This is a genomic window from Stutzerimonas sp. LR2 (genome assembly GCF_055755175.1).
The window spans coordinates 264,170-289,796 of record NZ_JBVTRR010000003.1 but is presented as its reverse complement, the minus strand read 5'-3'; the positions used below and the strand labels follow the sequence as shown (position 1 = coordinate 289,796).

General features: G+C 60.9%; 27 protein-coding genes and 2 tRNA genes. 25 read left to right on the top strand and 4 right to left on the bottom strand.

Annotated elements, in window-relative coordinates; genetic code table 11:
- Window positions 1-216 precede the first annotated feature (216 nt).
- Window positions 217-687 carry a Dps family protein gene (locus tag ACVRRC_RS12195; protein WP_011913917.1) on the bottom strand — a complete coding sequence of 157 codons (471 nt, stop codon included), beginning with the start codon at window positions 685-687 and terminating at the stop codon, window positions 217-219.
- A gap of 347 nt (window positions 688-1,034) precedes the next feature.
- Between ACVRRC_RS12195 and aspS the strand changes: the two genes are divergently transcribed.
- The 17 genes from aspS (at window position 1,035) to nadA (ending at window position 16,067) form a co-directional block, all read left to right on the top strand.
- Complete coding sequence (gene aspS, locus ACVRRC_RS12190; protein ID WP_017244772.1) at window positions 1,035-2,810, top strand: aspartate--tRNA ligase; 1,776 nt, start codon at window positions 1,035-1,037, stop codon at window positions 2,808-2,810.
- A 150-nt stretch (window positions 2,811-2,960) separates the two neighbouring features.
- Window positions 2,961-3,710, top strand: coding sequence for a YebC/PmpR family DNA-binding transcriptional regulator (locus tag ACVRRC_RS12185; protein ID WP_011913914.1), 750 nt, complete (start codon window positions 2,961-2,963; stop codon window positions 3,708-3,710).
- Window positions 3,711-3,870: 160 nt separating this feature from the next.
- Window positions 3,871-4,395 carry a crossover junction endodeoxyribonuclease RuvC gene (gene ruvC / locus ACVRRC_RS12180; protein ID WP_011913913.1) on the top strand — a complete coding sequence of 175 codons (525 nt, stop codon included), beginning with the start codon at window positions 3,871-3,873 and terminating at the stop codon, window positions 4,393-4,395.
- Between the two features lie 60 nt (window positions 4,396-4,455).
- Entirely contained in the window at window positions 4,456-5,061 is a 606-nt protein-coding gene (gene ruvA / locus ACVRRC_RS12175; protein ID WP_011913912.1) for a Holliday junction branch migration protein RuvA, read from the top strand.
- Window positions 5,062-5,064: 3 nt separating this feature from the next.
- Window positions 5,065-6,117, top strand: coding sequence for a Holliday junction branch migration DNA helicase RuvB (gene ruvB, locus ACVRRC_RS12170; protein WP_011913911.1), 1,053 nt, complete (start codon window positions 5,065-5,067; stop codon window positions 6,115-6,117).
- Window positions 6,118-6,168: 51 nt separating this feature from the next.
- Window positions 6,169-6,612, top strand: a complete 444-nt coding sequence (gene ybgC, locus ACVRRC_RS12165; RefSeq protein ID WP_013983436.1) for a tol-pal system-associated acyl-CoA thioesterase — start codon at window positions 6,169-6,171, stop codon at window positions 6,610-6,612.
- 2 nt (window positions 6,613-6,614) lie between these two features.
- The gene (gene tolQ, locus ACVRRC_RS12160) at window positions 6,615-7,307 is read left to right on the top strand and encodes a protein TolQ (RefSeq protein WP_013983435.1); all 693 of its coding nucleotides are present in this window, start codon (window positions 6,615-6,617) and stop codon (window positions 7,305-7,307) included.
- A gap of 11 nt (window positions 7,308-7,318) precedes the next feature.
- Entirely contained in the window at window positions 7,319-7,759 is a 441-nt protein-coding gene (gene tolR, locus ACVRRC_RS12155; RefSeq protein WP_011913908.1) for a protein TolR, read from the top strand.
- Window positions 7,759-8,757 (top strand): cell envelope integrity protein TolA, encoded by a 999-nt coding sequence (tolA, locus tag ACVRRC_RS12150; protein WP_014597217.1) that lies wholly within the window; start codon window positions 7,759-7,761, stop codon window positions 8,755-8,757. Before tolR ends, tolA begins: the two co-directional genes overlap by 1 nt.
- The gene (gene tolB, locus ACVRRC_RS12145; protein WP_013983433.1) at window positions 8,754-10,055 is read left to right on the top strand and encodes a Tol-Pal system beta propeller repeat protein TolB; all 1,302 of its coding nucleotides are present in this window, start codon (window positions 8,754-8,756) and stop codon (window positions 10,053-10,055) included. The genes tolA and tolB overlap by 4 nt, the downstream gene beginning before the upstream one ends.
- 48 nt (window positions 10,056-10,103) lie before the next feature.
- On the top strand, window positions 10,104-10,607 hold the full coding sequence (pal, locus tag ACVRRC_RS12140; protein ID WP_011913905.1) for a peptidoglycan-associated lipoprotein Pal: 504 nt from the start codon (window positions 10,104-10,106) through the stop codon (window positions 10,605-10,607).
- Between the two features lie 6 nt (window positions 10,608-10,613).
- Complete coding sequence (ybgF, locus tag ACVRRC_RS12135) at window positions 10,614-11,426, top strand: tol-pal system protein YbgF (RefSeq protein WP_014597215.1); 813 nt, start codon at window positions 10,614-10,616, stop codon at window positions 11,424-11,426.
- Between the two features lie 119 nt (window positions 11,427-11,545).
- Window positions 11,546-12,187 (top strand): 7-carboxy-7-deazaguanine synthase QueE, encoded by a 642-nt coding sequence (gene queE / locus ACVRRC_RS12130; RefSeq protein ID WP_011913903.1) that lies wholly within the window; start codon window positions 11,546-11,548, stop codon window positions 12,185-12,187.
- Window positions 12,188-12,221: 34 nt separating this feature from the next.
- A complete protein-coding gene (queC, locus tag ACVRRC_RS12125) occupies window positions 12,222-12,896 on the top strand; it encodes a 7-cyano-7-deazaguanine synthase QueC (protein ID WP_026012518.1) in 675 nt (224 codons plus the stop codon).
- Between the two features lie 107 nt (window positions 12,897-13,003).
- A tRNA-Lys gene (locus tag ACVRRC_RS12120) sits at window positions 13,004-13,079 on the top strand.
- A gap of 199 nt (window positions 13,080-13,278) precedes the next feature.
- A complete protein-coding gene (locus tag ACVRRC_RS12115) occupies window positions 13,279-14,775 on the top strand; it encodes an acetyl-CoA hydrolase/transferase family protein (RefSeq protein ID WP_472997061.1) in 1,497 nt (498 codons plus the stop codon).
- A gap of 233 nt (window positions 14,776-15,008) precedes the next feature.
- Entirely contained in the window at window positions 15,009-16,067 is a 1,059-nt protein-coding gene (nadA, locus tag ACVRRC_RS12110) for a quinolinate synthase NadA (RefSeq protein ID WP_472997060.1), read from the top strand.
- 108 nt (window positions 16,068-16,175) lie between these two features.
- Here the strand turns inward: nadA and ACVRRC_RS12105 are convergent, their stop codons facing one another.
- The gene (locus ACVRRC_RS12105) at window positions 16,176-17,606 is read right to left on the bottom strand and encodes a M48 family metalloprotease (protein ID WP_011913899.1); all 1,431 of its coding nucleotides are present in this window, start codon (window positions 17,604-17,606) and stop codon (window positions 16,176-16,178) included.
- A 110-nt stretch (window positions 17,607-17,716) separates the two neighbouring features.
- Between ACVRRC_RS12105 and ACVRRC_RS12100 the strand changes: the two genes are divergently transcribed.
- Window positions 17,717-17,968: a sulfurtransferase TusA family protein gene (locus tag ACVRRC_RS12100; RefSeq protein ID WP_013983425.1), complete on the top strand. Its 252-nt coding sequence runs from the start codon at window positions 17,717-17,719 to the stop codon at window positions 17,966-17,968.
- Window positions 17,969-17,989: 21 nt separating this feature from the next.
- Window positions 17,990-19,066, top strand: a complete 1,077-nt coding sequence (locus tag ACVRRC_RS12095) for an AI-2E family transporter (protein WP_472997059.1) — start codon at window positions 17,990-17,992, stop codon at window positions 19,064-19,066.
- Between the two features lie 36 nt (window positions 19,067-19,102).
- Here ACVRRC_RS12095 and ACVRRC_RS12090 read toward each other — a convergent pair whose 3' ends face one another.
- Complete coding sequence (locus ACVRRC_RS12090) at window positions 19,103-19,576, bottom strand: peroxiredoxin (RefSeq protein ID WP_125870072.1); 474 nt, start codon at window positions 19,574-19,576, stop codon at window positions 19,103-19,105.
- A gap of 14 nt (window positions 19,577-19,590) precedes the next feature.
- A complete protein-coding gene (locus ACVRRC_RS12085) occupies window positions 19,591-20,151 on the bottom strand; it encodes a glycine cleavage system transcriptional repressor (RefSeq protein WP_013983423.1) in 561 nt (186 codons plus the stop codon).
- Window positions 20,152-20,377: 226 nt separating this feature from the next.
- Here ACVRRC_RS12085 and dapA point away from each other — a divergent pair, with 226 nt between their 5' ends.
- The 6 genes from dapA to ACVRRC_RS12055 all read left to right on the top strand — a co-directional run bounded on the left by dapA (window position 20,378) and on the right by ACVRRC_RS12055 (window position 25,441).
- Entirely contained in the window at window positions 20,378-21,256 is an 879-nt protein-coding gene (dapA, locus tag ACVRRC_RS12080) for a 4-hydroxy-tetrahydrodipicolinate synthase (RefSeq protein WP_013983422.1), read from the top strand.
- Between the two features lie 16 nt (window positions 21,257-21,272).
- Entirely contained in the window at window positions 21,273-22,373 is a 1,101-nt protein-coding gene (gene bamC / locus ACVRRC_RS12075; RefSeq protein WP_020308480.1) for an outer membrane protein assembly factor BamC, read from the top strand.
- 94 nt (window positions 22,374-22,467) lie between these two features.
- Window positions 22,468-23,337, top strand: a complete 870-nt coding sequence (locus ACVRRC_RS12070) for a phosphoribosylaminoimidazolesuccinocarboxamide synthase (RefSeq protein WP_014597205.1) — start codon at window positions 22,468-22,470, stop codon at window positions 23,335-23,337.
- A gap of 116 nt (window positions 23,338-23,453) precedes the next feature.
- Window positions 23,454-23,543: transfer RNA gene (locus ACVRRC_RS12065), tRNA-Ser, on the top strand.
- A gap of 155 nt (window positions 23,544-23,698) precedes the next feature.
- A complete protein-coding gene (locus tag ACVRRC_RS12060) occupies window positions 23,699-24,010 on the top strand; it encodes a hypothetical protein (RefSeq protein ID WP_472997058.1) in 312 nt (103 codons plus the stop codon).
- A gap of 756 nt (window positions 24,011-24,766) precedes the next feature.
- The gene (locus tag ACVRRC_RS12055; RefSeq protein WP_312358248.1) at window positions 24,767-25,441 is read left to right on the top strand and encodes a hypothetical protein; all 675 of its coding nucleotides are present in this window, start codon (window positions 24,767-24,769) and stop codon (window positions 25,439-25,441) included.
- Window positions 25,442-25,627: the final 186 nt, after the last annotated feature.

The window sequence follows — 25,627 nt, the reverse complement described above, 5'->3', positions numbered from 1 at the left end:
GACAGGAAGAAGCCGCAGGCCAGGATGCTCGTGGTAAACGTTGTTCGCTCAGGGCTGAAACTGCTCTGGAGGAACCGCTCGGGCTGGCTTGCAGCGCGGCGTATTTAACAGCAAAGGCGAAGGGGGCTCAAATGAGCGTGCGGCGCGGGGCTGCGTCGCATAGAGAGCGCATGTCGGATGTGGGGACAGGGCACGCAGGTGCCCTGTCGTGAAAAATTATGCCGACAGGAGGCTGCGCAGCATCCAGGCCGTCTTTTCGTGGCTTTGCATGCGCTGGGTCAGCAGGTCCGCGGTGGGCTCGTCATTGACCTTGTCCAGCAGCGGGAAAATGCCTCGAGCGGTGCGGACTACCGCTTCCTGGCCTTCAACCAGCAGTTTGATCATTTCCTCGGCCGACGGAACGCCTTCCTCTTCCTTGATCGAGCTCAGGCGGGCGTAGGCGGCATAGGTGCCGGGCGCCGGAAAGCCGAGGGTGCGGATGCGCTCGGCGATATCGTCGACCGCGACAGCCAGTTCGGTGTACTGGGTCTCGAACATGGTATGAAGCGTGTTGAACATCGGCCCCGTCACGTTCCAGTGAAAGTTGTGGGTCTTTAGGTAAAGCGTGTAAGTGTCGGCAAGCAGGCGGGACAGCCCTTCGGCGATAGCTGCACGATCCTGTTCGGCGATGCCAATGTTGATTTCCATGTGTTTCTCCTGGTGGATGGTTCAGGCCTTAGTTATGCCAGAAAACGACGCGCTGTTGTGAAGCGATAGGTTTCTGGTCCGATGCTCATGGTTGGAAGGCGTCGACCGATTCTGGGTTCCATGACCGGGCCTGATGGGCTGCCGGTGAGGGCAACGGCTGCGCCGCGGTGATTATGTCGATATAATCCCGCGCTTGTGCCTGGCAGCATCAGCATGTGCTGCAGCGCCTGGCGCCCTAGGCGGTATCGCATACGGTACAGCCGCTTGCGCAGAGCAGTGACGGCGCCATTAGCCGGTCCCAGCTCTGGCGCCCCATCGAATTCAAGATACGAGAAGCGAACTCCACCATGATGCGCAGTCACTATTGCGGCCAGTTGAACGAAAGCCTGGACGGTCAGGAAATCACTCTTTGCGGCTGGGTACATCGCCGTCGTGACCATGGAGGGGTGATCTTCCTCGACGTTCGCGATCGCGAGGGGCTGGCCCAGGTGGTTTTCGATCCCGACCGCGCGGAAACCTTCGCGACGGCCGACCGCGTACGCAGCGAGTACGTGATCAAGGTGACCGGCAAGGTGCGCCTGCGTCCGGCCGGTGCGGTGAATCCGAACATCGCGTCCGGCGCCATCGAGGTGCTGGGTTACGAGCTGGAGGTGCTCAACGATGCGGAGACTCCGCCGTTCCCGCTCAACGAGTACAGCGATGTCGGTGAAGAAACTCGTCTGCGCTACCGCTTCATCGACCTGCGTCGCCCAGAGATGGCCGAGAAGCTGAAGCTGCGCTCGCGCATCACCGCCAGCATCCGTCGCTACCTCGACGAGAACGGCTTCCTCGATGTCGAAACGCCGATCCTTGGCCGTCCGACGCCCGAGGGGGCTCGTGACTATCTGGTGCCGAGCCGCACCCATGCGGGCAATTTCTTTGCCCTGCCGCAGTCGCCGCAGCTGTTCAAGCAGCTGCTCATGGTGGCCGGCTTCGATCGCTACTACCAGATCGCCAAGTGCTTCCGCGACGAAGACCTGCGCGCCGATCGTCAGCCCGAGTTCACCCAGATCGACATCGAGACCAGCTTTCTCGACGAAGCGGACATCATCGGTATCACCGAGGGCATGATCCGCAAGCTGTTCAAGGAAGTGCTGGATCTGGAGTTTGGTGAATTCCCGCACATGCCGTTCGAAGAGGCCATGCGTCGCTATGGCTCGGACAAGCCAGACCTGCGCATCCCGCTCGAGCTGGTGGACGTTGCCGATCAGCTCAACGCGGTCGAGTTCAAGGTGTTCTCCGGTCCGGCTAACGATCCGAAAGGTCGCGTGGCCGCCCTTCGTGTGCCGGGTGCCGCGAGCATGCCGCGTAGCCAGATCGATGACTACACCAAGTTCGTCGGCATCTACGGCGCCAAGGGCCTGGCCTATATCAAGGTCAACGAGCGCGCCAAGGGCGTCGAGGGGCTGCAGTCGCCGATCGTCAAGTTCATCCCGGAAGACAACCTCAACGTGATCCTCGACCGCGTCGGCGCGGTCGATGGCGATATCGTCTTCTTTGGTGCCGACAAGGCCAAGATCGTCTCCGAGGCGTTGGGCGCGCTGCGCATCAAGCTCGGCCATGACCTCAAGCTGCTGACCTGCGACTGGGCGCCGCTGTGGGTGGTCGACTTCCCGATGTTCGAAGAGAACGATGACGGCTCGCTGAGCGCACTGCACCACCCGTTCACGGCGCCGAAGTGCACACCGCAGGAGCTGGAGGCCAACCCCAGCGCTGCGCTGTCGCGTGCATACGACATGGTGCTCAACGGTACCGAGCTGGGTGGCGGCTCCATCCGCATCCATCGCAAGGAAATGCAGCAGGCGGTATTCCGCATTCTCGGCATCGACGAGGCCGAGCAGGAAGAGAAGTTCGGCTTCCTGCTCGATGCGCTGAAGTTCGGTGCGCCGCCGCACGGCGGTCTGGCTTTCGGCCTGGATCGCCTGGTCATGCTGATGACCGGCGCGCAGTCGATTCGCGAAGTCATTGCCTTCCCGAAAACCCAGAGCGCTGCGGATGTCATGACCCAGGCGCCTGGCGCGGTGGACAACAAGGCACTGCGCGATCTGCATATCCGCCTGCGCGAGCAGCCAAAGGCGGAGTAAGCGCTACCCGAAGCCTGGTTCTGCCAGGCTTCTTCGTCTTGCGACTCCGGTCGTACGGGCGTCAAGGCGATAGCCGTTCCCCGGCTGGCGATCCAGCGGTTGGCGAACGGTTGTCGGGATTTCTGATTCAGTCGAAGAATGGAGTGAGTTATGGCTGGTCATTCCAAATGGGCCAACATCAAGCACCGCAAAGAGCGCCAGGACGCCAAGCGGGGCAAGATCTTCACCAAGCTGATCCGCGAACTGACCGTGGCGGCCAAGCATGGCGGCGGTGTCCCGGCGGACAACCCGCGCCTGCGCCTGGCGGTGGACAAGGCGCTGACGGCCAACATGTCGCGCGAGGTCATCGACCGTGCCATCGCCCGCGGCGCTGGCTCGAACGAAGCCGACAACATGACCGAGCTGAGCTACGAGGGCTACGCGCCGAGTGGCGTGGCGATCATCATCGAAGCCATGACGGACAACCGCAACCGCACCGCCGCGGAGGTGCGTCATGCCTTCAGCAAGAATGGCGGCAACCTCGGTACTGACGGTTCGGTGGCCTACATGTTCGATCGCAAGGGGCAGATCAGCTATGCACCGGGCGTCGACGAGGATGCGCTGATGGAGGCTGCGCTGGAAGCCGGCGCCGACGACGTGGTCACGCAGGAAGACGGCTCGGTCGAGGTGTATACCAGCTTCGCCGATTTCCTCTCGGTCAACGAGGCGCTCACAGAAGCCGGTTTCAAGGGGGACGAGGCGGAAGTGGCGATGATTCCGTCGATCATGGCGCCCATCACCGATGTCGAGACCGCACAGAAGGTCCTGCGTCTGATCGATGCGTTGGAAGATCTGGATGACGTACAGAACGTCTATCACAATGCCGAAATTGCCGATGAGATCATGCAGCAGCTGAGCTGAGCCATGTCGCTGGAAGGAACCGGAGGTCGCAGTCGCGCTTCCGGTTTTTTTATGGTTCGGTGTGGCGTCGAAGAAGCGTTGGGATGTGATGACGCCAGTGGCGTCGGGGCAGGCGCCTCCGTATACTCGCCACTGGATAAATAGACAGCACGGCCAAGGCATGACGCTGATTTTGGGTATCGATCCGGGCTCTCGAATCACCGGTTACGGCGTCGTCCGAGATACCGGTCGTGGTTGCGAGTACGTCGCTTCGGGCTGCATTCGCACCGGCAGCGGCGAGCTGTCGGAGCGGTTGCGGGCCGTGTTCAGTGGCGTCAGCGAAGTCATTCGCACCTATGGTCCGGTGACCATGGGAATCGAGCAGGTGTTCATGGCCCGTAACGCCGATTCGGCGCTCAAGCTGGGGCAGGCCCGCGGTGCTGCCATCGTCGCGGGGGCCGAGGCGGGATTGCAGATCGCCGAGTACACCGCCACGCAGGTCAAGCAGGCCATCGCCGGCACTGGCGGCGCGGACAAGCAGCAGGTGCAGATGATGGTCATGCATCTGCTCAAGCTGCTGGAGAAGCCGCAGATTGATGCCTCGGACGCCTTGGCCATTGCCCTGTGCCATGCGCATCACCGGCAGAGCCTGGTCCCTCATGGGTTGATCGGTGCCAAGCGAAGAGGCGGGCGGCTGCGGCTGTAGCCTTGCGAATAGTCGCAAAAAGAAAGGACCCGGCATCGTCGGGCGCTGGAGGAAGCAGGTTTGATCGGACGTTTGCGCGGCACGCTGGCGGAAAAGCAACCGCCTCACATGATTCTCGACGTCAACGGCATCGGCTATGAAGTCGAGGTGCCGATGACTACGCTTTATCGCCTGCCAGCGGTCGGCGAGCCGGTGACTCTGCACACCCATCTGGTGGTGCGTGAAGACGCGCAGCTACTTTATGGGTTCGCCGAGAAACGCGAGCGCGAGCTATTTCGCGAGCTGATCCGGCTGAACGGCGTGGGACCCAAGTTGGCTTTGGCGCTCATGTCGGGGCTGGAGGTCGATGAGCTGGTGCGGTGCGTTCAGGCGCAGGATACCTCGGTGCTGGTGCGCATACCTGGTGTCGGCAAGAAGACCGCCGAACGACTGCTGGTTGAGCTGAAGGACCGCTTCAAGGCGTGGGAAAGCATGCCGGCCATCGCAACCCTGGTAGTTGAACCTGGCAGCAAAACGGCAGTCACAAGCGCCGAGAATGATGCGGTCAGCGCTTTGATTTCCCTGGGCTTCAAGCCACAGGAGGCCAGCCGGGCAGTGTCCGCCATACAGGAAGAGAATTTGAGCAGTGAAGAGATGATTCGCCGCGCCCTCAAGGGCATGGTGTAAACCATGATCGAAGCGGATCGTATCGTCACGGCCAGCAGTCGCGATCGCGACGAGCAGTTGGATCGCGCCATTCGCCCCCTGAAGCTCGCGGAGTACATTGGCCAGCCGGTTGTGCGCGAGCAGATGGATCTATTCATCCGCGCCGCGAAAGGGCGCCAGGAAGCGCTCGACCATACTCTGATCTTCGGTCCGCCCGGGTTGGGCAAGACCACCCTGGCGAACATCATTGCCGAAGAAATGGGCGTGTCGATCAAGAGTACTTCTGGTCCTGTCCTCGAGCGGCCGGGCGACCTGGCCGCTTTGCTGACCAACCTGGAAGCCGGCGACGTGCTGTTCGTCGACGAGATCCATCGCCTCTCGCCGATCGTCGAGGAGGTGCTGTATCCGGCGATGGAGGACTTCCAGCTCGATATCATGATCGGCGAAGGGCCGGCGGCGCGTTCGATCAAGCTCGATCTGCCGCCGTTCACCCTGGTCGGCGCCACGACGCGTGCCGGCATGCTGACCAATCCACTACGCGACCGCTTCGGTATCGTCCAGCGTCTGGAGTTCTACTCCACCGAGGATCTGGCCACGATCGTCAGGCGGTCGGCCGGAATCCTCGGGCTGCCAACCGAACCCGAGGGCGCGTTTGAGATCGCCCGTCGCGCGCGCGGCACGCCGCGCATCGCCAATCGTCTGCTGCGCCGGGTTCGTGACTTCGCCCAAGTGCGCGGCAAGGGTGAGATCACCCGGCAGATCGCTGACCTTGCGCTGAACATGCTGGATGTCGATGAGCGCGGGTTCGATCATCAGGATCGTCGCCTGCTGCTGACGCTGATCGAGAAGTTCGATGGTGGCCCGGTGGGCATCGACAGTCTTGCCGCGGCGATCAGCGAGGAGCGCCACACCATCGAGGACGTGCTCGAGCCGTACCTGATCCAGCAGGGCTACATCATGCGTACGCCGCGTGGTCGCGTAGTGACGCGCCATGCCTATCTGCACTTCGGCCTCAACTTGCCCAAACGCATGAACGAGCCGCCGACGCCGGACCTGTTCGAAGGCGACATAGTTTGAAGAAAATATTGTTCTGTTACCCGATTGGCATTTGCAGGGCCGAGCACTAGTATGCGCGCGCAAGCCGGAGCTGAAATCTTCACCCACCGCTGTCGAGTCTATTACGAGGACACCGATGCGGGTGGCATCGTCTACTACGTCAACTACCTCAAATTCATGGAGCGAGCTCGTACCGAGCGGTTGCGCAGCCTGGGATTCGCCCAGTCGCAGCTAGCCGGTGAGGACTTGCTATTCGTCGTGCATTCGGTCGAGGCGCGTTATCGAGCCCCGGCGCGCCTGGATGACGAGCTGCTGGTGACCGCCGAGGTGGTCGAGCTCAATCGTGCCAGCCTGCGTTTCCGTCAGCAGGTGCGGCGTGCGGTCGATGACGTTCTGCTGTGTGAAGGGCAGGTCCTCGTGGCCTGCGTACGTGCCGAAAGTTTGAAACCCCGAGCCATTCCCGAAGCGCTGCGTGATGCCTTCGCTGGCTTGGGTCTATCCCCTGCAGGAGAGTAAGCGTGGAAGCCAACGTCGATCATATGTCCATGTGGAGCCTGATCAGCAACGCCAGCTTCGTGGTGCAGCTGGTCATGCTGATACTTGTAGGCGCTTCGGTGACCTCATGGATCCTGATTTTTCAGCGCGGCAACATGCTGCGCGCTGCCAAGCGGTCGCTGGATGCCTTCGAAGAGCGCTTCTGGTCGGGCATCGATCTGTCCAAGCTGTATCGCCAGGCAGGCAGCAATCCCGACCCTGACTCGGGTGTCGAGCAGATCTTTCGCGCCGGTTTCAAGGAGTTTTCCCGGCTGCGCCAGCAGCAGGGCGTAGATCCGGACGCCGTGATGGACGGTGTCAACCGCGCTATGCGGGTCGCCATTTCCCGTGAAGAGGAAAAGCTCGAGCAGAGCCTGCCGTTTCTCGCCACCGTCGGTTCCACCAGCCCTTACATCGGTTTGTTCGGTACCGTCTGGGGGATCATGAACTCCTTCCGTGGTTTGGCTCAGGTGCAGCAGGCCACGCTGGCCACCGTAGCGCCCGGCATCGCCGAAGCCCTGATCGCTACAGCGATCGGTCTGTTCGCCGCAATTCCGGCGGTGATTGCCTACAACCGCTTCTCGGCTCGTGGCGAGATGCTCATCGGCCGTTACTACACCTTCGCCGATGAGTTCCAGGCCATCCTGCACCGCAAAGTTCACACCACCGAAGACTGAGGCCCACGGCCATGGCCAGAATCCGCAACAGACGCAAGCCCGTCGCCGAGATGAACGTGGTGCCCTACATCGATGTGATGCTGGTGCTGCTGGTCATCTTCATGGTGACGGCGCCGATGCTTAACCAGGGCGTCAAGGTCGATCTGCCCAAGGTCAGCAGCGAGGCCTTGCCGCAGGACAACGACAAGCAGGTGTTGACCATCTCCATCAAGGCCGACAAGACCTATTACTGGAACGTTGGCAGCGAAGTCGACACCGAGAGCAAGGGTAATGAGGCGGTCGCGCTGGAAGACATGACCCGCGCCGTGGTCGCCATCATGCGTCAGCGTCCGGACACCCAAGTGTTCATCCGCGGTGATCGCGCCGTTGACTACGGGGCGGTCATGGCCGCCATGGGTGGCCTGCAGGAAGCCGGCGTGGGCAATGTCGGCCTGATCACCGAGGCCCCTTGATGCAACAGCGTGACTCGTCACCTTCGCAGAGCTATTTCTGGCCGACCGTGCTGGCGGTCGGCCTGCACGTCATCATCTTCGGCATGCTGTTCGTCAGCTTTTCCATGACGCCCGAGCTGCCGCCATCCAAGCCGATCGTGCAGGCAACGCTTTATCAGCTGAAGTCCCAGAGCCAGGCGACCACGCAGACCAACCAGAAGATTGCCGGCGAGGCGAAGAAGACGGCTGCCAAACAGTACGAAGCCGAGCAGATGGAGCAGCGCAAGATCGAGCAGCAGAAGCAGGCTGCGGCGAAGGCTGCGGAACAAAAGAAGGCCGAGGAGGCTCGAAAGGCCGAAGCGGCGAAAGCCGCTGCCGATAAGGCCGCTGCGGCCAAGAAAGCCGAAGAGGCGAAAAAGGTAGAGCAGCAGAAGCAGGCCGAGATCGCGAAGAAGAAGGCGGCCGAGGAGTTGGCCAAGAAGAAGGCGGCTGAGGAGGCCAAGAAGAAGGCCGCCGAAGAGGCCAAGAAGAAGGCGGCGGAAGAAGCCAAGAAGAAAGCGGCAGCCGAGGCGGCCAAGAAGAAGGCGGCCGAAGAAGCCAAGAAGAAGGCCGCGGCGGAAGCAGCGCGCAAGGCTGCCGAAGACAAGAAGGCCCAGGCACTGGCAGAGCTTCTGTCCGATACCACCGAACGCCAGCAGGCGATGGCCGATACCCATGGCGATCAGGTTGCCGGCAACTTCGATGATCTGATTCGGTTGCGCGCGGCAGAAGGCTGGACTCGTCCGCCGTCTGCACGGAACAACATGACGGTACAGCTGCAGGTAAACATGCTGCCTGATGGCACCATCACCAATGTCAGTGTGTCGAGATCGAGCGGTGACGTACCGTTCGACAACTCTGCGGTTGCCGCAGTCAAGAACATCGGTCGGCTGACTGAAATGCAGGGCCTGAGCCCGCAGGAATTCCAGCCTTACCGGTCATTCAAAATGACATTCACGCCTGAGGATCTTGCGTTGTGATCAACTCCCTTCGAGGTCTACTTGTCCTGCTCTGCTGCCTGGCAGGCATTGCAGTGGCGCAGGAGAAAAACATCGTCGTTACCAGCGGCGCCGATCGCGCCATCCCCATTGCCGTCGTCCCGTTCGGCTGGCAGGGCGGTACCGTGCTTCCAGAGGACATGGCGGAGATCATCGGTAATGACATGCGCAATACCGGCATCTTCCAGCCGATTCCACGGCAGAACATGATCAGCATGCCGACCCGTGGCAGCGAGATCATCTATCGCGACTGGAAAGCGCTGGGTGCGCAGTATGTGATGGTGGGTAACATCGAACCCGCTGGCGGCCGGCTGCAAGCGCGCTACGAAGTGTTCAACGTGACCACCGAGCAGCAGGTGATGAGCGGCACTGTCGGCGGTTCGCCGGACCAGCTGCGCGATATGGCGCACCATGCGGCGGATCAGTCGTTCGAGAAGCTGACAGGCATCAAGGGCGCGTTCTCCACTCGTCTGCTGTATGTCACGGCCGAGCGGATGGGGGGCGCCAATACCCGCTACACGCTGCAGCGTTCGGACTATGACGGTGCGCGGGCGGTAACCCTGTTGCAATCGCGCGAGCCGATCCTCTCGCCGCGTTACTCGCCCGATGGCCGCCGTATCGCCTATGTCTCATTCGAGCAGAAGCGTCCGCGCATCTTCGTGCAGCACATCGACACCGGCCGCCGTGAGCAGATCACCAATTTCGAAGGGCTGAATGGTGCCCCGGCGTTTTCTCCGGACGGCAATCGACTGGCGTTCGTGCTGTCCAAGGACGGCAACCCGGAGATCTATGTAATGGATCTCGGTTCGCGTCAGCTGCAGCGCCTGACCAACCACTATGCCATCGATACCGAACCCTTCTGGGGCGCTGATGGTCAGACCATTTATTACACGTCCGACCGGGCAGGCAAGCCGCAGGTCTACAAGCAGCGCCTGGGTAGCAACTCGGCCGAGCGGGTAACCTTCGTCGGCAACTACAACGCCAACCCGAAACTCTCGGCTGACGAGAAGACGCTGGTCATGATTCACCGTCAGGATGGCTACACCAACTTCAAGGTTGCCGCCCAGGATCTGCAGCGCGGCAACCTGCGGATACTTTCGGATACCAGTCTGGATGAGTCTCCCACTGTTGCGCCTAATGGCACCATGCTAATCTACGCCACCCGCCAGCAGGGCCGGGGAGTCTTGATGCTCGTGTCCATCAACGGACGCGTTAGGCTCCCGCTTCCAACAGCTCAAGGCGAAGTCCGAGAGCCGTCCTGGTCCCCTTACCTGAACTGATGCGGTATCAACGCTTTTTAACCAAAAACACACCTGGGGTTGTTACACATGGAAATGCTGAAATTCGGTAAGTTCACCGCTCTGGCTCTGGCCATGGCTGTTGCTGTCGGTTGTTCGTCCAAAGGCGGCGACGATTCGGGCGAAGGTTCGGGCGCGATCGATCCGAATGCCGGTTACGGTGCTGATTCGGGCGCCATCGACGGCAGCATGAGCGAAGAAGCCGCTCTGCGCGCCATCACCACCTTCTACTTCGAGTACGACAGCTCCGACCTGAAGCCGGAAGCCATGCGCGCTCTGGACGTTCACGCCAAGGACCTGAAAGGCAACGGCGCTCGCGTCGTTCTGGAAGGCCACACCGACGAGCGTGGTACCCGTGAGTACAACATGGCTCTGGGCGAGCGTCGTTCCAAGGCCGTTCAGCGCTACCTGGTTCTGCAGGGCGTTTCCCCGGCTCAGCTGGAACTAGTTTCCTACGGCGAAGAGCGTCCGGTTGCCATGGGCAACGACGAGCAGTCCTGGGCTCAGAACCGTCGCGTCGAACTGCGTAAGTAATTCGTCATGCGCAAGTACCGCCACGCTCTGACTTTTACAGTGCTCGGCCTGCCGCTGATGGCGGTGGCTCAAGTGCCGGTTGTGGATTACGAACAGGGTGCCGCCAGTGGCGGCTCCGGTTATTCCACGGCTGCGCCGAGTGGTGACGGTGCCTATGCCGGAGGTGGAGCTGCTGCTCCATCTTCGGCGCAGGGCATGCTCTTCATGCAGCTGCAGCAGATGCAGGAAGAGATCGCGCAATTGCGCGGCATGCTCGAGGAACAACAGAATCAGATCCAGCGCCTGCAACAAGAGGGGCTGGAACGTTATCAGGATCTTGATCGGCGCTTGTCCAGCGGGCCCGCGGCGTCCAGTAATCAGTCGGCGCCGTCGCGCGAACCGGCGGCTGCGGGCGGCGCCGGTGCATCCACTGCCTCGTCCGGACAGTCGCAGAGCGCTTCGGGTGATCCGGCGCAAGAGAAGCTCTATTACGACGCCGCATTCGACCTGATCAAGGCAAAGGACTTCGACAAGGCCAGCCAGGCTTTCGCTGCATTCCTGCGCAAGTATCCGGAGAGTCAGTACGCTGGCAACGCGCAGTATTGGCTGGGTGAGGTCAATCTGGCCAAGGGCGATCTGCAGGGCGCGGGCCAGGCTTTTGCCCGCGTCAGTCAGGCTTATCCGCAGCACAGCAAGGTGCCGGACTCGCTTTACAAGCTGGCCGATGTAGAGATCCGCATGGGCAATCGCGACAAGGCCCAGGGGATCTTGCGCCAGGTCATCGCGCAGTACCCGAATACGTCCGCGGCGCAGTTGGCACAGCGCCAGCTCAATCGCTGAATTCGCCTGCGTTAACGAACGAAACCCGCCCACAGTGCGGGTTTTTTCGTTAGAATCGCCGCCCCTATTTCCCGCAACGGAGGCGGATGGCCTGTTTAGCCGTCACGCCCGTGGCTGATATGACCCTGCGAATTACCGAGATCTTCTACTCGCTGCAGGGGGAGACGCGCACCAGTGGATTGCCCACGGTGTTCGTTCGCCTCACCGGCTGTCCCCTGCGCTGTCAGTACTGCGATACCGCCTATGCGTTCAGCGGCGGAGAGCTCATGGCCCTCGATGCCATCCTGGAGCGGGTCGCTGCCTACAATCCGCGTTACGTCTGCGTGACAGGTGGCGAACCGCTGGCTCAACCCAATTGCGTGCCGCTGCTGCAGCGACTTTGCGATGCGGGTTACGAGGTTTCACTGGAAACCAGCGGCGCGCTCGACATTTCCCCGGTGGATGAGCGCGTCAGTCGGGTGGTGGACCTGAAAACCCCGGGCTCGGCGGAAGTCGGACGCAACCGCTATGAGAACATCGTCCATCTCACCCGCAACGATCAGGTGAAGTTCGTCATCTGCTCCCGGGAGGACTACGACTGGGCCGTGTCCAAGTTGATCGAGTACGGGCTGGCCCGGCGGGCCGGCGAGGTCCTGTTCTCCCCCAGCCATGGTCAGGTCGATGTCCGCGCGCTGGCGGACTGGATCGTCGCGGACAACCTGCCGGTACGGTTGCAGCTCCAGCTGCACAAGATCATCTGGAACGATGCGCCTGGCCATTGAGCTTGAAGCCCGCCATCCTTTGAGGTATCGCGAAATGAACGAGAAGAAAGCAGTCATCCTGCTGTCCGGTGGGCTTGATTCGGCGACCGTCGTGGCCATGGCGCGTGACGAGGGCTATGCCTGTTACACCATGAGTTTCGATTACGGTCAGCGCCATCGAGCGGAGCTGCAGGCTGCCGAGCGCGTCGCGAGGCAGCTGGCGGTCGTGGAGCACAAGGTCATCGGTCTTAACCTCAACGGCATCGGCGGCTCGGCACTGACCGATACGAGTATCGATGTACCAGAGGCGCCCAGCGAAGGCATCCCCGTGACGTACGTGCCGGCGCGCAATACCGTATTTCTGTCGTTGGCTCTGGGCTGGGCCGAAGTGCTGGGTGCCCGCGATATCTTCATTGGTGTCAACGCGGTGGACTATTCCGGCTATCCCGATTGCCGCCCGGAATTCGTTGCGGCCTTCGAGCGAATGGCCAATCTGGCGACCAAGGCCGGGGTCGAAGGGCAGGGGTTCCGCATTCAGGCGCCATTGCAGAACCTCAGCAAGGCGCAAATCGTCCGGGAGGGAAGTCGACTGGGCGTCGATTATGCGATGACGGTTTCGTGCTATCAGGCGGATGACGACGGTCGCGCCTGTGGCAAGTGCGACAGCTGCAGATTGCGTTCGGCTGGTTTTGCCGAGGCTGGCCTGGCCGACCCGACACGCTATTTCTGAGGCCGGCATTCTCGGCGGGGCGTCTGCCTACGTCACTGCCTCAGGCTAAATTTTTTCAAAAAAAAGTTTGTTTTCATCAATCAAATCAGTATCATGCGCCCCGCATCGGGTCGTTAGCTCAGTTGGTAGAGCAGTTGGCTTTTAACCAATTGGTCGTAGGTTCGAATCCTACACGACCCACCATATCGCTCCTTGGAGCAGGAAAAGCCGGAGGCCACTAGGTCGTCCGGCTTTTTTATATCCGCAATTTTTGTGGCGCTTCGCTTGAGTCGTACATTCGGCCATAAGCGTCGTTTTTCTCTACGACCTTAGTAGATGGCTCAAGCGTTTTTAAACGTAATAGACTGCGACCTTCCTGATTGTCCGTTGGTTCGAGGCTCAAATGTATTCTGATCGCATCCGCTTGTCCTCTCTGCAGAACAAGGTCATGAGCGCCCAAGAGGCTGCTTCCCTTATTCGCGACGGCATGACCGTTGGCATGAGCGGCTTCACCCGCGCGGGCGAAGCCAAGGCCGTACCCCTTGCGCTGATCGACCGTGCCAAGGACGAGAAGCTGCAGATCAGTCTGGTGACCGGTGCCAGCCTGGGTAACGATCTCGATGGCAAGATGGCTTCTGCCGGCCTGCTGGCCCGCCGCATGCCGTTCCAGGCCGACCCGGTACTGCGCAAGGCGATCAACGCAGGTGAGGTCATGTTCATCGACCAGCACCTGTCGCACACCGTGGAGCAGATGCGCAACCATCAGATCAAGCGTCCCGATGTCACCATCGTCGAGGCGCTGTGCATCACCGAACAGGGCCACATCGTGCCGACCACCTCCGTGGGCAACTCGGCCAACCTGGCCATGCTTGCCGACCAGGTGATCATCGAGCTGAACCTGGCGCACAACCTGAACCTTGAAGGCCTGCACGATATCTACTTCCCGGGCGAGCGTCCGAATCGTGGCCCGATCCCGCTGACCAAGGTCGATGACCGTCTCGGCAGCGCAGCTATTCCGGTCGATCCGGCCAAGATCGCCGCGATCGTGATCACCAATCAGCCTGACTCCTACTCCACCGTCACGCCGCCGGACGAAGAAACCCAGGCCATCGCCAACCACCTGGTCGAGTTCTTCAAGAGCGAAGTGGCTGCCGGTCGCATGGCCAAGAACCTTGGCCCGATGCAGGTCGGTATCGGCAACATCGCCAACGCCGTAATGTGCGGTCTGATCGACTCGCCGTTCGAAGACCTGGTGATGTATTCCGAAGTACTGCAGGACTGCACCTTCGAACTGATCGACGCCGGTAAGATGACCTTTGCTTCCGGTTGCTCCATCACCCTCTCCGAGCGTTGCAACGATCGCGTGTTCGGTAACCTGGAGAAGTACAAGGACAAGCTGGTGCTGCGTCCGCAGGAAATCTCCAACCATCCGGAGCTGGTGCGCCGTCTCGGCATCATCGGCATCAACACCGCGCTGGAGTTCGACATCTACGGTAACGTCAACTCCACCCACGTGGGCGGCACCAAGATGATGAATGGTATCGGTGGTTCGGGCGACTTCGCGCGTAACGCCCACCTGGCCATCTTCGTGACCAAGTCGATCGCCAAGGGTGGCAACATTTCCAGCGTCGTACCGATGGTTGCTCACGTCGACCATACCGAGCACGACGTGGAGATCCTGGTGACCGAGCAGGGTCTGGCAGACCTGCGTGGCCTGGCTCCGCGCGAACGTGCGCGCGTGATCATCGACAACTGCGTGCATCCGTCCTACCGCGATGCGCTGAACAAGTACTTCGAGGATGCCTGCAAGAAAGGCGGCCAGACCCCGCATCTGCTGGGTGAGGCCATGCAGTGGCACATCAACCTGGAAGAACGCGGTCACATGCTCAAGGGCGAGTGATCCAAAGAAACCGCCGGCGCCCGCCGGCGGTTTTCGTTTGGGGCTGCGAAGGCCAGCCCCTGTGTCCGATGCTTTCCCTTTTGCCGATGCATCGGCTAGTATTCCTGCCCCGTCGAATGGCAGGAGCCTCGTCCGAATCCTGCTCCTTCCGTCTTATCGACAAGCCCGACTTTACCGTTGCCGCCGAGCTACCTGGCGCTTCGTGCAATCCCGTGTTGGCAGGACCCGCGACCATGACGCAGATACCCGAACGCTTCCTTGTGCAGGCACACCTGGCGGCGAAGCAGCCCCAGCCGCTGACGCCTGAGCAGGAGGCAAAGTTGCGCAGCGAGATCGCTGCCGAGTTGAAGCGCCAGAATGCGGTGCTGGTGGCGCACTACTACACCGATCCGGTGATCCAGGCGCTGGCCGAAGAGACTGGCGGCTGCGTTTCCGATTCGCTGGAAATGGCACGTTTCGGCAACGAACACCCCGCGCAAACGGTCGTGGTGGCTGGCGTCAAGTTCATGGGGGAAACGGCGAAGATCCTCAATCCGGAAAAGCGCGTGCTGATGCCGACGCTGGAGGCAACCTGTTCGCTTGATCTCGGCTGTCCAGTGGATGAGTTCTCGGCGTTTTGCGACCAGCATCCCGAGCGCACCGTGGTGGTCTATGCCAATACCTCGGCAGCGGTGAAGGCACGTGCCGACTGGGTGGTGACATCCAGTTGCGCGCTGGAGATCGTCGAGAGCCTGATGGATAACGGCGAGAAGATCATCTGGGCACCGGACAAGCATCTGGGCAATTACGTGCAGCGCGAAACCGGTGCGGACATCCTGCTGTGGGATGGCGCCTGCATCGTGCACGAGGAATTCAAGGCCAAGCAGCTGGCGGACATGAAGGCGTTGTATCCGGATGCGGCAATTCTGGTTCATCCCGAATCACCGCAGGCGGTTGTCGAGCTGGCCGATGCAGTGGGTTCGACCAGTCAGCTGATCAAGGCCGCGCAGACGCTGCCGCAGCAGACCCTTATCGTGGCGACCGACCGCGGGATCTTCTACAAGATGCAGCAGCTGTGTCCGGAGAAGACCTTCATCGAGGCGCCGACCGCGGGGCAGGGCGCGACCTGTCGTAGCTGTGCGCATTGCCCGTGGATGGCGATGAACACGCTCGAGCGCACCCTGGAATGCCTGCGCACCGGAAGCAATGAGATTTTCGTCGACCCGGCGCTGATTCCGCGGGCTGTGAAGCCGCTGAAGCGAATGCTCGATTTCACCCAGGCGGCACGCTTGAAGCAGGCCGGTAACGCCTGAGCCCTTCGAGAGCGGCGGATACGCACTCGACCGCGTCAACCGAGGCCACGCTTTTTCGAGCGTGGCTTTTTCATTGGTATGGTCTGTAGGGGTGTCGCGTGCTGCTTATCAACGCAGCATGTCCTCGACCATGCGCTTCTCTTCGATCAGCTGCTTCTGCCTGGCGTCGATTCGCGCGGAAATCTGGAAGTTGCTGGCGCGGCGCTTGGCCAGGTTGAGCTGCTCGATGCCCTGATCGTAGTCGCCGACCAGCGCGAAGTATTCGGCGCGCGCCTGATGCAGGCCGACAATGTTTCCGCTAAGGCCCCGGACCTCTGCGACCTGGTACCAGATGTCCGGGTCCCGCCGGCGCTGCTCGGCGAGTTTGTCCAGCTCGCGTTCGGCTTGTTGGGTCTCGCCCCGCTCCATCAACAGGTCGATATGCATCTGGCGCACCGGGTAGTTACCCGGATACAGCTGCAGCAGACGCTGTAGTCGGGTCTGCGCCTGCTGCAGGCGATTGGCTGTTATGTCGAGCTCGACCTGTGCCAGATTGTAGGTGAGGTCATCCGGAGCCTTGGCCAGCAGCGGCTCCAGGCTGCTGGCCGCATCGGCGAGCTGCCCGGCTTTCATCTGCGCCAGCGCCAGTCCGTAACGGGCGGCGTCCATCTCGGGGTTCTCATCGAGCATTGCGCGGAAACGCTTGGCTCCGACGCCGGGTGTGCTTTCGAACTTGAGTTGGGTACGCGCCCGCATCAACTGGTAGCGCAGGCTGTCCTGAGTGCCGCCCTGCGCATATTGCTCGGCTCGGTTTGTGGTGTCTGCGATGCGCGATTCGCTGACCGGGTGGGTCAGAAGGAACTCCGGTGGCTTCTGGTCATAGCGGTACTGCCGCATCAGCCGGCCGAACATCGAGGGCATGGCGCGTGGGTCATAACCGGCGCGTTCGAGGTTGACGATGCCGATACGGTCGGCCTCCTGCTCGTTCTGCCGGGAGAAGCGACGCTGGGCCTGGATGGCTGCGGCCTGGGTGGAAACGATGGCGGCGATGCCCGCATCGCCGGCCCCGGCTGCGGCTGCCACGACGCCGGCGAGCATGGCGGCCATCATCGGCAGCTGCATGCGCTGCTGGGCTTCGAGGCCGCGAGCGAAGTGTCGCTGTGAGAGGTGAGCCAGTTCGTGCGCCATCACCGAAGCGTACTCGGCTTCGGTCTGCGCATGAATAAACAGGCCACCATTGACCCCGATGATGCCACCGGGTGCGGCAAAGGCGTTTAGCTGCGGGCTGTCGAGCAGGACGAATTCCAGACGTCGATCCTGTAGCTGGCTGGTTTCGGCCAGGCGGTACACGCTGTTCTCGACGTAGTCCTTGAGCTGGGGGTCGGAAAGCTGCTTCACCTGCCCCCGCAGCAGGCTCAGCCAGGCGCGCCCGAGCACATGTTCCTGTTCCGGCGACACGATGCCCGAGCTGGCGTCGCCGAGCGAGGGCAGGTCGTTAGCCAATGTCGGTTGCACAAGCAGGCAGGTGAGCGTGAGCAGGGCGGGGCGCAGCAGTTTCATCCAGGCAGGCTCGTTGAAGTGAGAACGGCTACTGTAGCCTTGACCTTGGCTGGCTGGCCAGAGCCCCGGTGCGCTAGGTATGCTGCGTGGCTTTGCTGAGGAGGCGAACCATGAGTGAAGGTCGACCACTATCGCCCGCGTGCGATGCCGAGCTGGACGCCGTCGGCCTCGACTGCCCGATGCCGCTGCTCAAGGCCAAGCTGGAATTGAATCGCCTGCCCAGCGGGGCGGTACTCAAGGTTGTCGCCAGCGATCCTGGCTCGCAACGGGATTTTCGCAGTTTCGCCAAGCTGGCCGGCCATGCGCTTCTGCATGAAGAGGTCGAGGATGGTCTTTATCGTTACTGGCTGCGCAAGGCCTGACGGTTCGCTTCGAGGAAATACATGATCAAGGTATTACGCGGTTGGATGCAGCGCTACTTCTCCGACGAGGAGGCAGTTGTTCTCGCGGTTCTGCTGTTCCTTGCATTCGCGATCGTCTTGACACTTGGCAAGATGCTGGCGCCGGTGCTGGCCGGACTGGTGCTGGCGTTCCTGATGCAAGGGCTGGTGGGTGCCATGGAGCGTCGGCGGGTGCCGCACCTGCTTGCGGTCTGGCTGGTATTTCTGATGTTCGTCGGGGTGCTGGTGGTGTGCACGCTGTTCATCGTGCCGCTGCTCTGGCAACAGGTGCTGACGCTGTTCAACGAGCTGCCGCGCATGCTGGTGGAGTGGCAGTCGCTGCTGCTGTTGCTGCCGGAGCGTTATCCGCAACTGGTGACCGAGGAGCAGGTGCTGCGCGGCATCGATTTCATGCGTGGCGAGATCGGCCGCTACGGCCAGCTGGTGCTGACGTCTTCACTGTCGAGTCTGCCGCTGCTGATCGGGCTGATGATCTATCTGGTGCTGGTGCCGATTCTGGTGTTCTTCTTTCTGAAGGATCGCGAGCAGATCAGCAACTGGATCAAGGGCTACCTGCCACGCGAGCGCGGCCTGATCACCCAGGTCTCTCAGGAGATGAACCTGCAGATCGCCAACTACATTCGGGGCAAGGCGATCGAGATCCTGATCTGCGCCGTGGTTTCGTACGCCGTCTTTGTCGCGCTGGGGCTCAATTACGCGGCACTGATGGCGATGCTCGTGGGCGTCTCCGTCGTGGTGCCCTACATCGGGGCCACCGTGGTCACCATTCCCATCGCGCTGATCGGCATATTCCAGTGGGGCCTGGGCGACCAGTTCTTCTACCTGATGGTGGCCTACGCCATTATCCAGACCCTGGATGGCAACGTCCTGGTGCCGTTGCTGTTCTCCGAGGCGGTGAATCTGCACCCGGTGGCGATCATCTGCGCGGTGCTACTGTTCGGTGGGCTGTGGGGGTTCTGGGGGGTGTTCTTCGCCATCCCCTTGGCGACCCTGTTCAAGGCCGTGTTGTATGCCTGGCCGAGGGAGCCGGCGACCGTGGTGGTCGAGCCTGGCGAATGACGGGAAAGGCTGGCGCGGCGCCAGCCTTTATTGTTTCTACGCCTGGTTCAGTGCCTGGGCGGCCTGAAGCACGGCCTCGACATGACCGGGCACCTTCACGCCGCGCCACTCCTGACGCAGTACGCCGTTGCGGTCGATGAGAAAGGTGCTGCGGTCCACGCCGAGATACTCCTTGCCGTAGAGTTTCTTCAGCTTGATCACATCGAACAGCTGGCAGAGCTGCTCGTCCTTGTCGCTGATCAGCTCGAAGGGAAAGCCCTGCTTGGCGCGAAAGTTCTCGTGGGTTTTCAGGCTGTCGCGCGAGACGCCAAAGACCAGGGTGTTGGCCGCGAGAAACGCCTGATGGAGATCACGAAAACCCTGACCTTCGGTCGTACAGCCCGGTGTGTTGTCCTTCGGATAAAAATACAGCACGGCCTGCTTGCCGGCCAGCGACGCGAGGTCGATCGACTGGCCGCTGGTAGCCTGGGCCTGGAAGGGTGGAATCGGTTGGTCGATTGCGACTGCCATGTTGCCTCCTGATCTCAAGGGTTCTGCGGACGCCAGGGTTCGATCAGCGCATCGAGGTTGAGCGCGTCGGCAAAGTCGAGAAACTGATCGCGCAGCCAGCTGATCTGCGTGCCTGCAGGCAGGGTGACGGTCAGGGTGGCGTTGAGCATGGTGCCGCCGGTCTGTGGGGCCTGGTAGGTGTCGCAGGTCAGGCTTTCCAGTTCGACGCGGTGGTCGATGAAGAACTGGCACAGCTCGTTGAGGATATCGGGGCGGAAGACTGCGCTCACATAGGCCACATAAGGCAAGGCCTGCGGGCGGCTTTCCAGCGCTTCGCTACGAACGACATTGGCCGTGAACGCATGCTTCTTCGCGAGCCCCGGCAGCGTGGTTTCCATCCGGGCGAGAGCATCCCAGCTACCACCGACTTCCAGAACCAGTGCGCTGCACTGGCCATGGCGCGTCAGGCGAGTGCTGACGACCGCGCAGCGATTCTCGTTGGCGGCGCGGCAGAGCACATTGGTCAGCTCCATCGGGTTGGCGCCCAGGGCGCTGATGACGAGAAATTGTTCGCGGGGGAGAGGGGGGGTGGACATGCAGCATTCCTGGCGGTGGTGAATCGGTCGGCCAGCCAAGCCGAAAACGGCTAAGGGTAGCGAAAAGCGAGGGCAGAGGGAATGCGCGCCTCACATGCTGGGCTCCCTTGCCAGCTGCAGGCAGCGCTTTGCCGGCTCGGCGCGGCGTGTGTCAGGCTACTCGCAAAGCGCTGGGGAGCCTTGTACCATTACGCCTCTTTTTATTTATTCCGGCAGGAGTGGTTGCATGATTGCGGGCAGTATGGTGGCGCTGGTCACGCCCATGGATGCGCAGGGCGGTCTGGACTGGGACAGCCTGAGCAAGCTGGTGGATTTCCATTTGCAGGAAGGCACCAATGCAATCGTTGCTGTCGGTACCACCGGTGAGTCGGCCACCTTGAGCGTGGCCGAGCACATCGAAGTGATCCGCCGCGTGGTCGACCAGGTCAACGGCCGCATTCCGGTGATCGCCGGAACGGGCGCCAACTCCACCAGCGAAGCGGTCGAACTGACCGAGAACGCCAAGACCGCCGGCGCCGACGCCTGCCTCCTGGTCACTCCGTACTACAACAAGCCGACTCAGGAAGGCCTGTACCTGCACTTCAAGCACATCGCCGAGGCCGTGGCCATTCCGCAGATCCTCTACAACGTACCGGGCCGCACCGTGTGCGACATGCTGCCCGATACGGTCGAGCGTCTGTCGAAGGTGCCGAACATCATCGGTATCAAGGAAGCCACTGGCGACCTCAAGCGCGGTCGGGAAGTGCTGGACCGCGTCAGCAAAGACTTCCTCGTCTACTCGGGCGATGACCCCACTGCCGTCGAGCTGATGCTGATGGGCGGCAAGGGCAACATCTCCGTCACGGCGAACGTCGCCCCGCGTGCCATGAGCGAACTTTGTGCCGCGGCGATGGCCGGGGATGCCGAGACCGCTCGCGCTATCAACGAGCGCCTGATGCCGCTGCATCGTGCGCTGTTCCTGGAAGCCAATCCGATTCCGGTCAAATGGGCGTTGCACGAGATGGGCCTGATGGGCAATGGCATCCGTCTGCCGTTGACCTGGCTCAGCCAGAGCTACCAGGAACCGCTCCGTCAGGCGATGCGCCAAACTGGCGTGCTGGCTTAATAACAAAGGAATACGCATGAAGCGACTGGCCGGACTCTCGACCCTTGCCCTGATGATCTCTGCAACCAGTGGCTGCGGCTGGCTGTGGGGCGATGATGGATATTTCCGTGACCGCGGCAGTGACTACCTTTCGGCACGTCAGACCGCTCCGATGCAGGTCGCCGTCGATGGCGGAACGCGTCCGCTCGATCCTCTGCTGCCGATCCCGCGCCAGGTGGCTGACAATACCCACTCCGGCAAATACGAAGTGCCGCGGCCGCAGCGCCTGCAAGTGGCCGCGGACGTCAGTGATTTCAGTGTGCAGTCCTCCGGGGACTCGCGCTGGCTGGTGGCGCAGTATGCGCCGGCTCAGGTTTGGATCGCGGCCCGTCAGTTCTTCACCGACAAGGGCTTCAGCATCGCTGAAGAGCGGCGTCAGACCGGTGAGTTTGCCACTGCTTGGCAAACCGCCTCGCAACTGGACGAGGCGCTGGTGCGCAACCTGGGTATCCAGGAAGGTGAGACGCGCGTCCGCGTCCGGGTCGAGCCGGGCGTTCAGCGCAACACCAGCGAGATCTTCGTGGTCAGCGTCAAGCGTCCGGCCGGTAGCAGCACCGACGTGGCCTGGCCGGAAACTTCGAGCAACAAGGAACTCGACCGCGTGCTGCTCGACGAGCTGCAGGCCAGTCTGAACCGCAGCGCCCGCCAGGGTGGTTCCGTTTCGCTGCTCGCCGAGCGCGATTTCGATGCGCCAAGCCGCGTCAATCTTACTCAGGATGGCAGCGGCAATCCGTTGCTGCAGCTCGACAGCGACTTCGATCGTGCCTGGTCCAGCGTCGGCCGTGCCCTGCAGGCCGCCGACGTGCGGGTCGACGATCTCGACCGCAGCCTTGGCGTCTACTACGTGAACCTTAGCGAGCGTGCCGACGACCCGGACGACAAGCCTGGCTTCTTCAGCCGGCTGTTCGGTGGCGCACCGGACAAGGACGAAATCGAAGCGCGTGCCGAGCGCTATCAGGTGCGTCTGACCCGTGCGGGTAACGGTGTGCAGGTGACACTGGACAAGAGCATCGATACCGTCGCGCCAGCGGACGTCGCCCGTCGGGTGCTCAGTCTGATCAAGGACAACCTGGGCTGACTGCGAGCTGCCCCGTTACACGAACACGGATAGGCGAAACCCATGGTTTCGCCTGTTTCGTTTCTGCTGACCTGCCAACCGCGGAAAATTGCGTATGACCACTCCCACCGCCCTCAGCCTGAAGAAGATCTACTCGGGCAAGGTTCGCGACCTCTACGAGATCGACGACAAACGCATGCTCATGGTCGCCACCGATCGCCTGTCGGCCTTCGATGTGATCCTTGCCGAGCCGATTCCGGAGAAGGGCAAGATCCTGACCGCCATCTCCAACTTCTGGTTCGACAAGCTCAAGGGACTGATTCCCAATCACTTCACCGGCGACAAGGTCGAGGACGTGGTGCCGGCTGACGAATTGCCGCTGGTGGAGGGGCGCGCGGTCGTCGCCAAGCGCCTCAAGCCGGTTGCGGTGGAGGCCATCGTGCGCGGCTATATCGTCGGTTCCGGGTGGAAGGAATACCAGAAGAGCGGCACCGTCTGTGGCATCCAGCTGCCCGCCGGCCTGAAGGAAGCTGCCAAGCTGCCGCAGCCGATCTTCACCCCCTCGACCAAGGCCGCGGTAGGCGACCACGACGAGAACATCTCCTTCGAGCAATGCGAGGCGATCATCGGCAAGGAGCTGGCTGCGCAGGTGCGTGACGTATCCATCGCGCTCTACAGCGCAGCCGTCGAGTACGCCGCCACTCGTGGGATCATCATCGCTGATACCAAGTTTGAGTTCGGCCTGGATGAGAACGGCACGCTGACCCTGATGGATGAGGTGCTGACGCCCGACTCGAGTCGTTTCTGGCCCGCCGACAGCTATGAAGAGGGCAAGAACCCACCGAGCTTCGACAAGCAATTCGTCCGCGACTGGCTGGAGTCCACCGGCTGGAACAAGCAGCCCCCCGCACCTGCCGTGCCCGCAGAGGTCGCGCAGAAAACCGCCGACAAGTATCGCGAAGCATTGACGCGGCTGACCGCGTGAAGGGTACCGGACGGCCGGAATCGGTCGCCCGGCGGTGCAAGCGGCTGAAAAACGGTAAAAAATCTGTGCAGTTGGGGTTCGACAAAGCCGATCCAGCTGCTATGATGCGCGCCGCTGGAGAGATGCCGGAGTGGCCGAACGGGACGGATTCGAAATCCGTTGTACCTTCGCGGGTACCTAGGGTTCAAATCCCTATCTCTCCGCCACTATTAAAAAAGCCCTGTAATTCAATGAGTTACGGGGCTTTTTCTTTTCTACTTCTACTACTCATTTCTACTACTCCGCCTCTAGGCGGTTCCCCCCTGTTTGCCTTCTCTCGATATACTGTATGTCTGTACAGTATTGGTGGGGAGGGGCTTTCATGTCGTGCCCTGACGATTTCGAATTTTTCCTAGGTGTGCCCACTCCGGCTGAGATGTGGCAGCAGCATGCTCGCCTGCTCGAAGAGGAATGCCACGAGCTACGGGACGAGGTGAGGGCGCTTAAGGCTGAACGGCGAAGGCTGGTGCAGCTGTATGTGCAGAGCCAACAGGAGCTAAGCGAAGCGAAGGAGAAAGCCAAGGAGGCGCAGCGAGAGGCCAATCACCACTATGTTGAGCTAGTGCAGCTCCAGAACAGTATTGCGTACCCGTTCCACTATGGGCGCCACGAAGGTATGCCTAAGGAAGGCTGAGAGGGTCCAAATCGAGCATGCGACGTACATTTGATCGGCTTTTGCTGCAAGCCATGCGCCGCGCCGCATACAGCAATCTGTACATTAATTAGGCACAGATGCCCCACAGCTTATCCACAGCTTATCCCAGGGCATGCAGTTGCAATCGGATGTCTGCGCGATATCCTGTGCTGGCTCTCGGTGCCATGCCACAATATGTTGTGTTTCGATTGGAAAGACTGTTGATCTATCCAGTCGGCCCGAGTAGCATTTCCCGTGCCACACAATAATTGTGGGCAAACAAAAGCTCCAACCCTTCTGTAAAAGGTTGGAGCTTGAGTACCTAAGCGCGTGGGTTTGAGCGACCAAACTTTCCCCCACGCATCACCTCAACCCGGTTACGAATTGAGCGAGGGCCGAGACTATAGAGAACCGTCACAACATCCTCAAGGCTTTTATCACCCGTTGGCAGGGTGTGGGTCAAGGGGTGGTGTCACATTTTTCGGCCTTCGTTCTGGCGTGGTCGGGCTCACCTTGGAGACACACAATGGTTGATCCCTTCTATCCTCACGACGACAAGTCAGTATTCGTTAACGCCTACACCCGGTTTCGGCTGGGGCAGTGGGAGGACGTATGCGCCCACTGGCGGAGCCATCCAGGGCAACTGACTCTCTTCTAACCCTCTGAGGGGCGGGCAACCGCCCCTTTTCTTTTCTATGGCTGGTCTGAACCTTGGCGGCGTGGTATCACAACCGAACCACACAGGGAGGGCATTGCATGACTCAAGGAAACGAAACTTTTCATTTCACCTATCACATCCGTTCGCACGAAGGGAAAGGTAGCGTTGAGTTCATAGGGAGGCCCGAGGAGCATTTGGAACAGGAGGCGTGGAGAACTGCGCTACTCAATAGAATTTGTCAGCGAATTGCTGAGCTGGAACCCGATCTGGCGCTAACGACTAAAGACTTCATTTACCGTGATCGGAGCCTGACTGCCGCAAAGCTTGAGCATTTCTCTTACCTCCACCTTGATATAGACAACGTACCTGAGCTTTCACTGTCTCCAGACGACTACAAATTCCTATGCCTGCCGGTAGGAGATGAAAGCGCAACGAAGGAAACCGAGACAGCAAGGTTTGTATACAGCGTTGGCAAGAATCGAAAACACGGCAGTGTAGAGGTCAGACCGAGGGCTTTAGACGTACCTGCTGACACAGAGGAGAAGTGGAGGGACACAGTAGTGCGGCCTGCTGTCTATGAGGCCATAGCGAACGCGGAGCCTGACTACATTCTGAAGACGAGCAATGGTTGGTACTACATTGGTGGCGATATCACTGCGGAGTCCGAGCTTGAATCTTCTGGCCTGCTGAGCCTCTTCATTCGATTCGAGGACGGCAATGTCGATAATCCACAAGACGTTGCGTTGTACCTACGAAAAGGGCGTAAACCCTAACCCCCGCCAGACAGACCCCCATGCTTTGCACAGGTGTGGGGGAATCCCCCCTAGCAAATATCACATCCCCCTATATGCATTACGTTTGCTGAGATTCCCCGCTCGGGATATGACCGGCTTAACTCGCGCCCGCTGATCACTTTTTGAACAATCACACGAATTTAAAATATTCAATAGGGCTACAGC

What these genes read in the sequence shown, in the direction of transcription:
- ACVRRC_RS12195 (WP_011913917.1), bottom strand. Translation starts at nt 687, where the DNA reads ATGGAAATCAACATTGGCATCGCCGAACAGGATCGTGCAGCTATCGCC.
- aspS (WP_017244772.1), top strand. Translation starts at nt 1,035, where the DNA reads ATGATGCGCAGTCACTATTGCGGCCAGTTGAACGAAAGCCTGGACGGT.
- ACVRRC_RS12185 (WP_011913914.1), top strand. Translation starts at nt 2,961, where the DNA reads ATGGCTGGTCATTCCAAATGGGCCAACATCAAGCACCGCAAAGAGCGC.
- ruvC (WP_011913913.1), top strand. Translation starts at nt 3,871, where the DNA reads ATGACGCTGATTTTGGGTATCGATCCGGGCTCTCGAATCACCGGTTAC.
- ruvB (WP_011913911.1), top strand. Translation starts at nt 5,065, where the DNA reads ATGATCGAAGCGGATCGTATCGTCACGGCCAGCAGTCGCGATCGCGAC.
- ybgC (WP_013983436.1), top strand. Translation starts at nt 6,169, where the DNA reads ATGCGCGCGCAAGCCGGAGCTGAAATCTTCACCCACCGCTGTCGAGTC.
- tolR (WP_011913908.1), top strand. Translation starts at nt 7,319, where the DNA reads ATGGCCAGAATCCGCAACAGACGCAAGCCCGTCGCCGAGATGAACGTG.
- tolA (WP_014597217.1), top strand. Translation starts at nt 7,759, where the DNA reads ATGCAACAGCGTGACTCGTCACCTTCGCAGAGCTATTTCTGGCCGACC.
- pal (WP_011913905.1), top strand. Translation starts at nt 10,104, where the DNA reads ATGGAAATGCTGAAATTCGGTAAGTTCACCGCTCTGGCTCTGGCCATG.
- ybgF (WP_014597215.1), top strand. Translation starts at nt 10,614, where the DNA reads ATGCGCAAGTACCGCCACGCTCTGACTTTTACAGTGCTCGGCCTGCCG.
- queE (WP_011913903.1), top strand. Translation starts at nt 11,546, where the DNA reads ATGACCCTGCGAATTACCGAGATCTTCTACTCGCTGCAGGGGGAGACG.
- queC (WP_026012518.1), top strand. Translation starts at nt 12,222, where the DNA reads ATGAACGAGAAGAAAGCAGTCATCCTGCTGTCCGGTGGGCTTGATTCG.
- ACVRRC_RS12115 (WP_472997061.1), top strand. Translation starts at nt 13,279, where the DNA reads ATGTATTCTGATCGCATCCGCTTGTCCTCTCTGCAGAACAAGGTCATG.
- nadA (WP_472997060.1), top strand. Translation starts at nt 15,009, where the DNA reads ATGACGCAGATACCCGAACGCTTCCTTGTGCAGGCACACCTGGCGGCG.
- ACVRRC_RS12105 (WP_011913899.1), bottom strand. Translation starts at nt 17,606, where the DNA reads ATGAAACTGCTGCGCCCCGCCCTGCTCACGCTCACCTGCCTGCTTGTG.
- ACVRRC_RS12100 (WP_013983425.1), top strand. Translation starts at nt 17,717, where the DNA reads ATGAGTGAAGGTCGACCACTATCGCCCGCGTGCGATGCCGAGCTGGAC.
- ACVRRC_RS12095 (WP_472997059.1), top strand. Translation starts at nt 17,990, where the DNA reads ATGATCAAGGTATTACGCGGTTGGATGCAGCGCTACTTCTCCGACGAG.
- ACVRRC_RS12090 (WP_125870072.1), bottom strand. Translation starts at nt 19,576, where the DNA reads ATGGCAGTCGCAATCGACCAACCGATTCCACCCTTCCAGGCCCAGGCT.
- ACVRRC_RS12085 (WP_013983423.1), bottom strand. Translation starts at nt 20,151, where the DNA reads ATGTCCACCCCCCCTCTCCCCCGCGAACAATTTCTCGTCATCAGCGCC.
- dapA (WP_013983422.1), top strand. Translation starts at nt 20,378, where the DNA reads ATGATTGCGGGCAGTATGGTGGCGCTGGTCACGCCCATGGATGCGCAG.
- bamC (WP_020308480.1), top strand. Translation starts at nt 21,273, where the DNA reads ATGAAGCGACTGGCCGGACTCTCGACCCTTGCCCTGATGATCTCTGCA.
- ACVRRC_RS12070 (WP_014597205.1), top strand. Translation starts at nt 22,468, where the DNA reads ATGACCACTCCCACCGCCCTCAGCCTGAAGAAGATCTACTCGGGCAAG.
- ACVRRC_RS12060 (WP_472997058.1), top strand. Translation starts at nt 23,699, where the DNA reads ATGTCGTGCCCTGACGATTTCGAATTTTTCCTAGGTGTGCCCACTCCG.
- ACVRRC_RS12055 (WP_312358248.1), top strand. Translation starts at nt 24,767, where the DNA reads ATGACTCAAGGAAACGAAACTTTTCATTTCACCTATCACATCCGTTCG.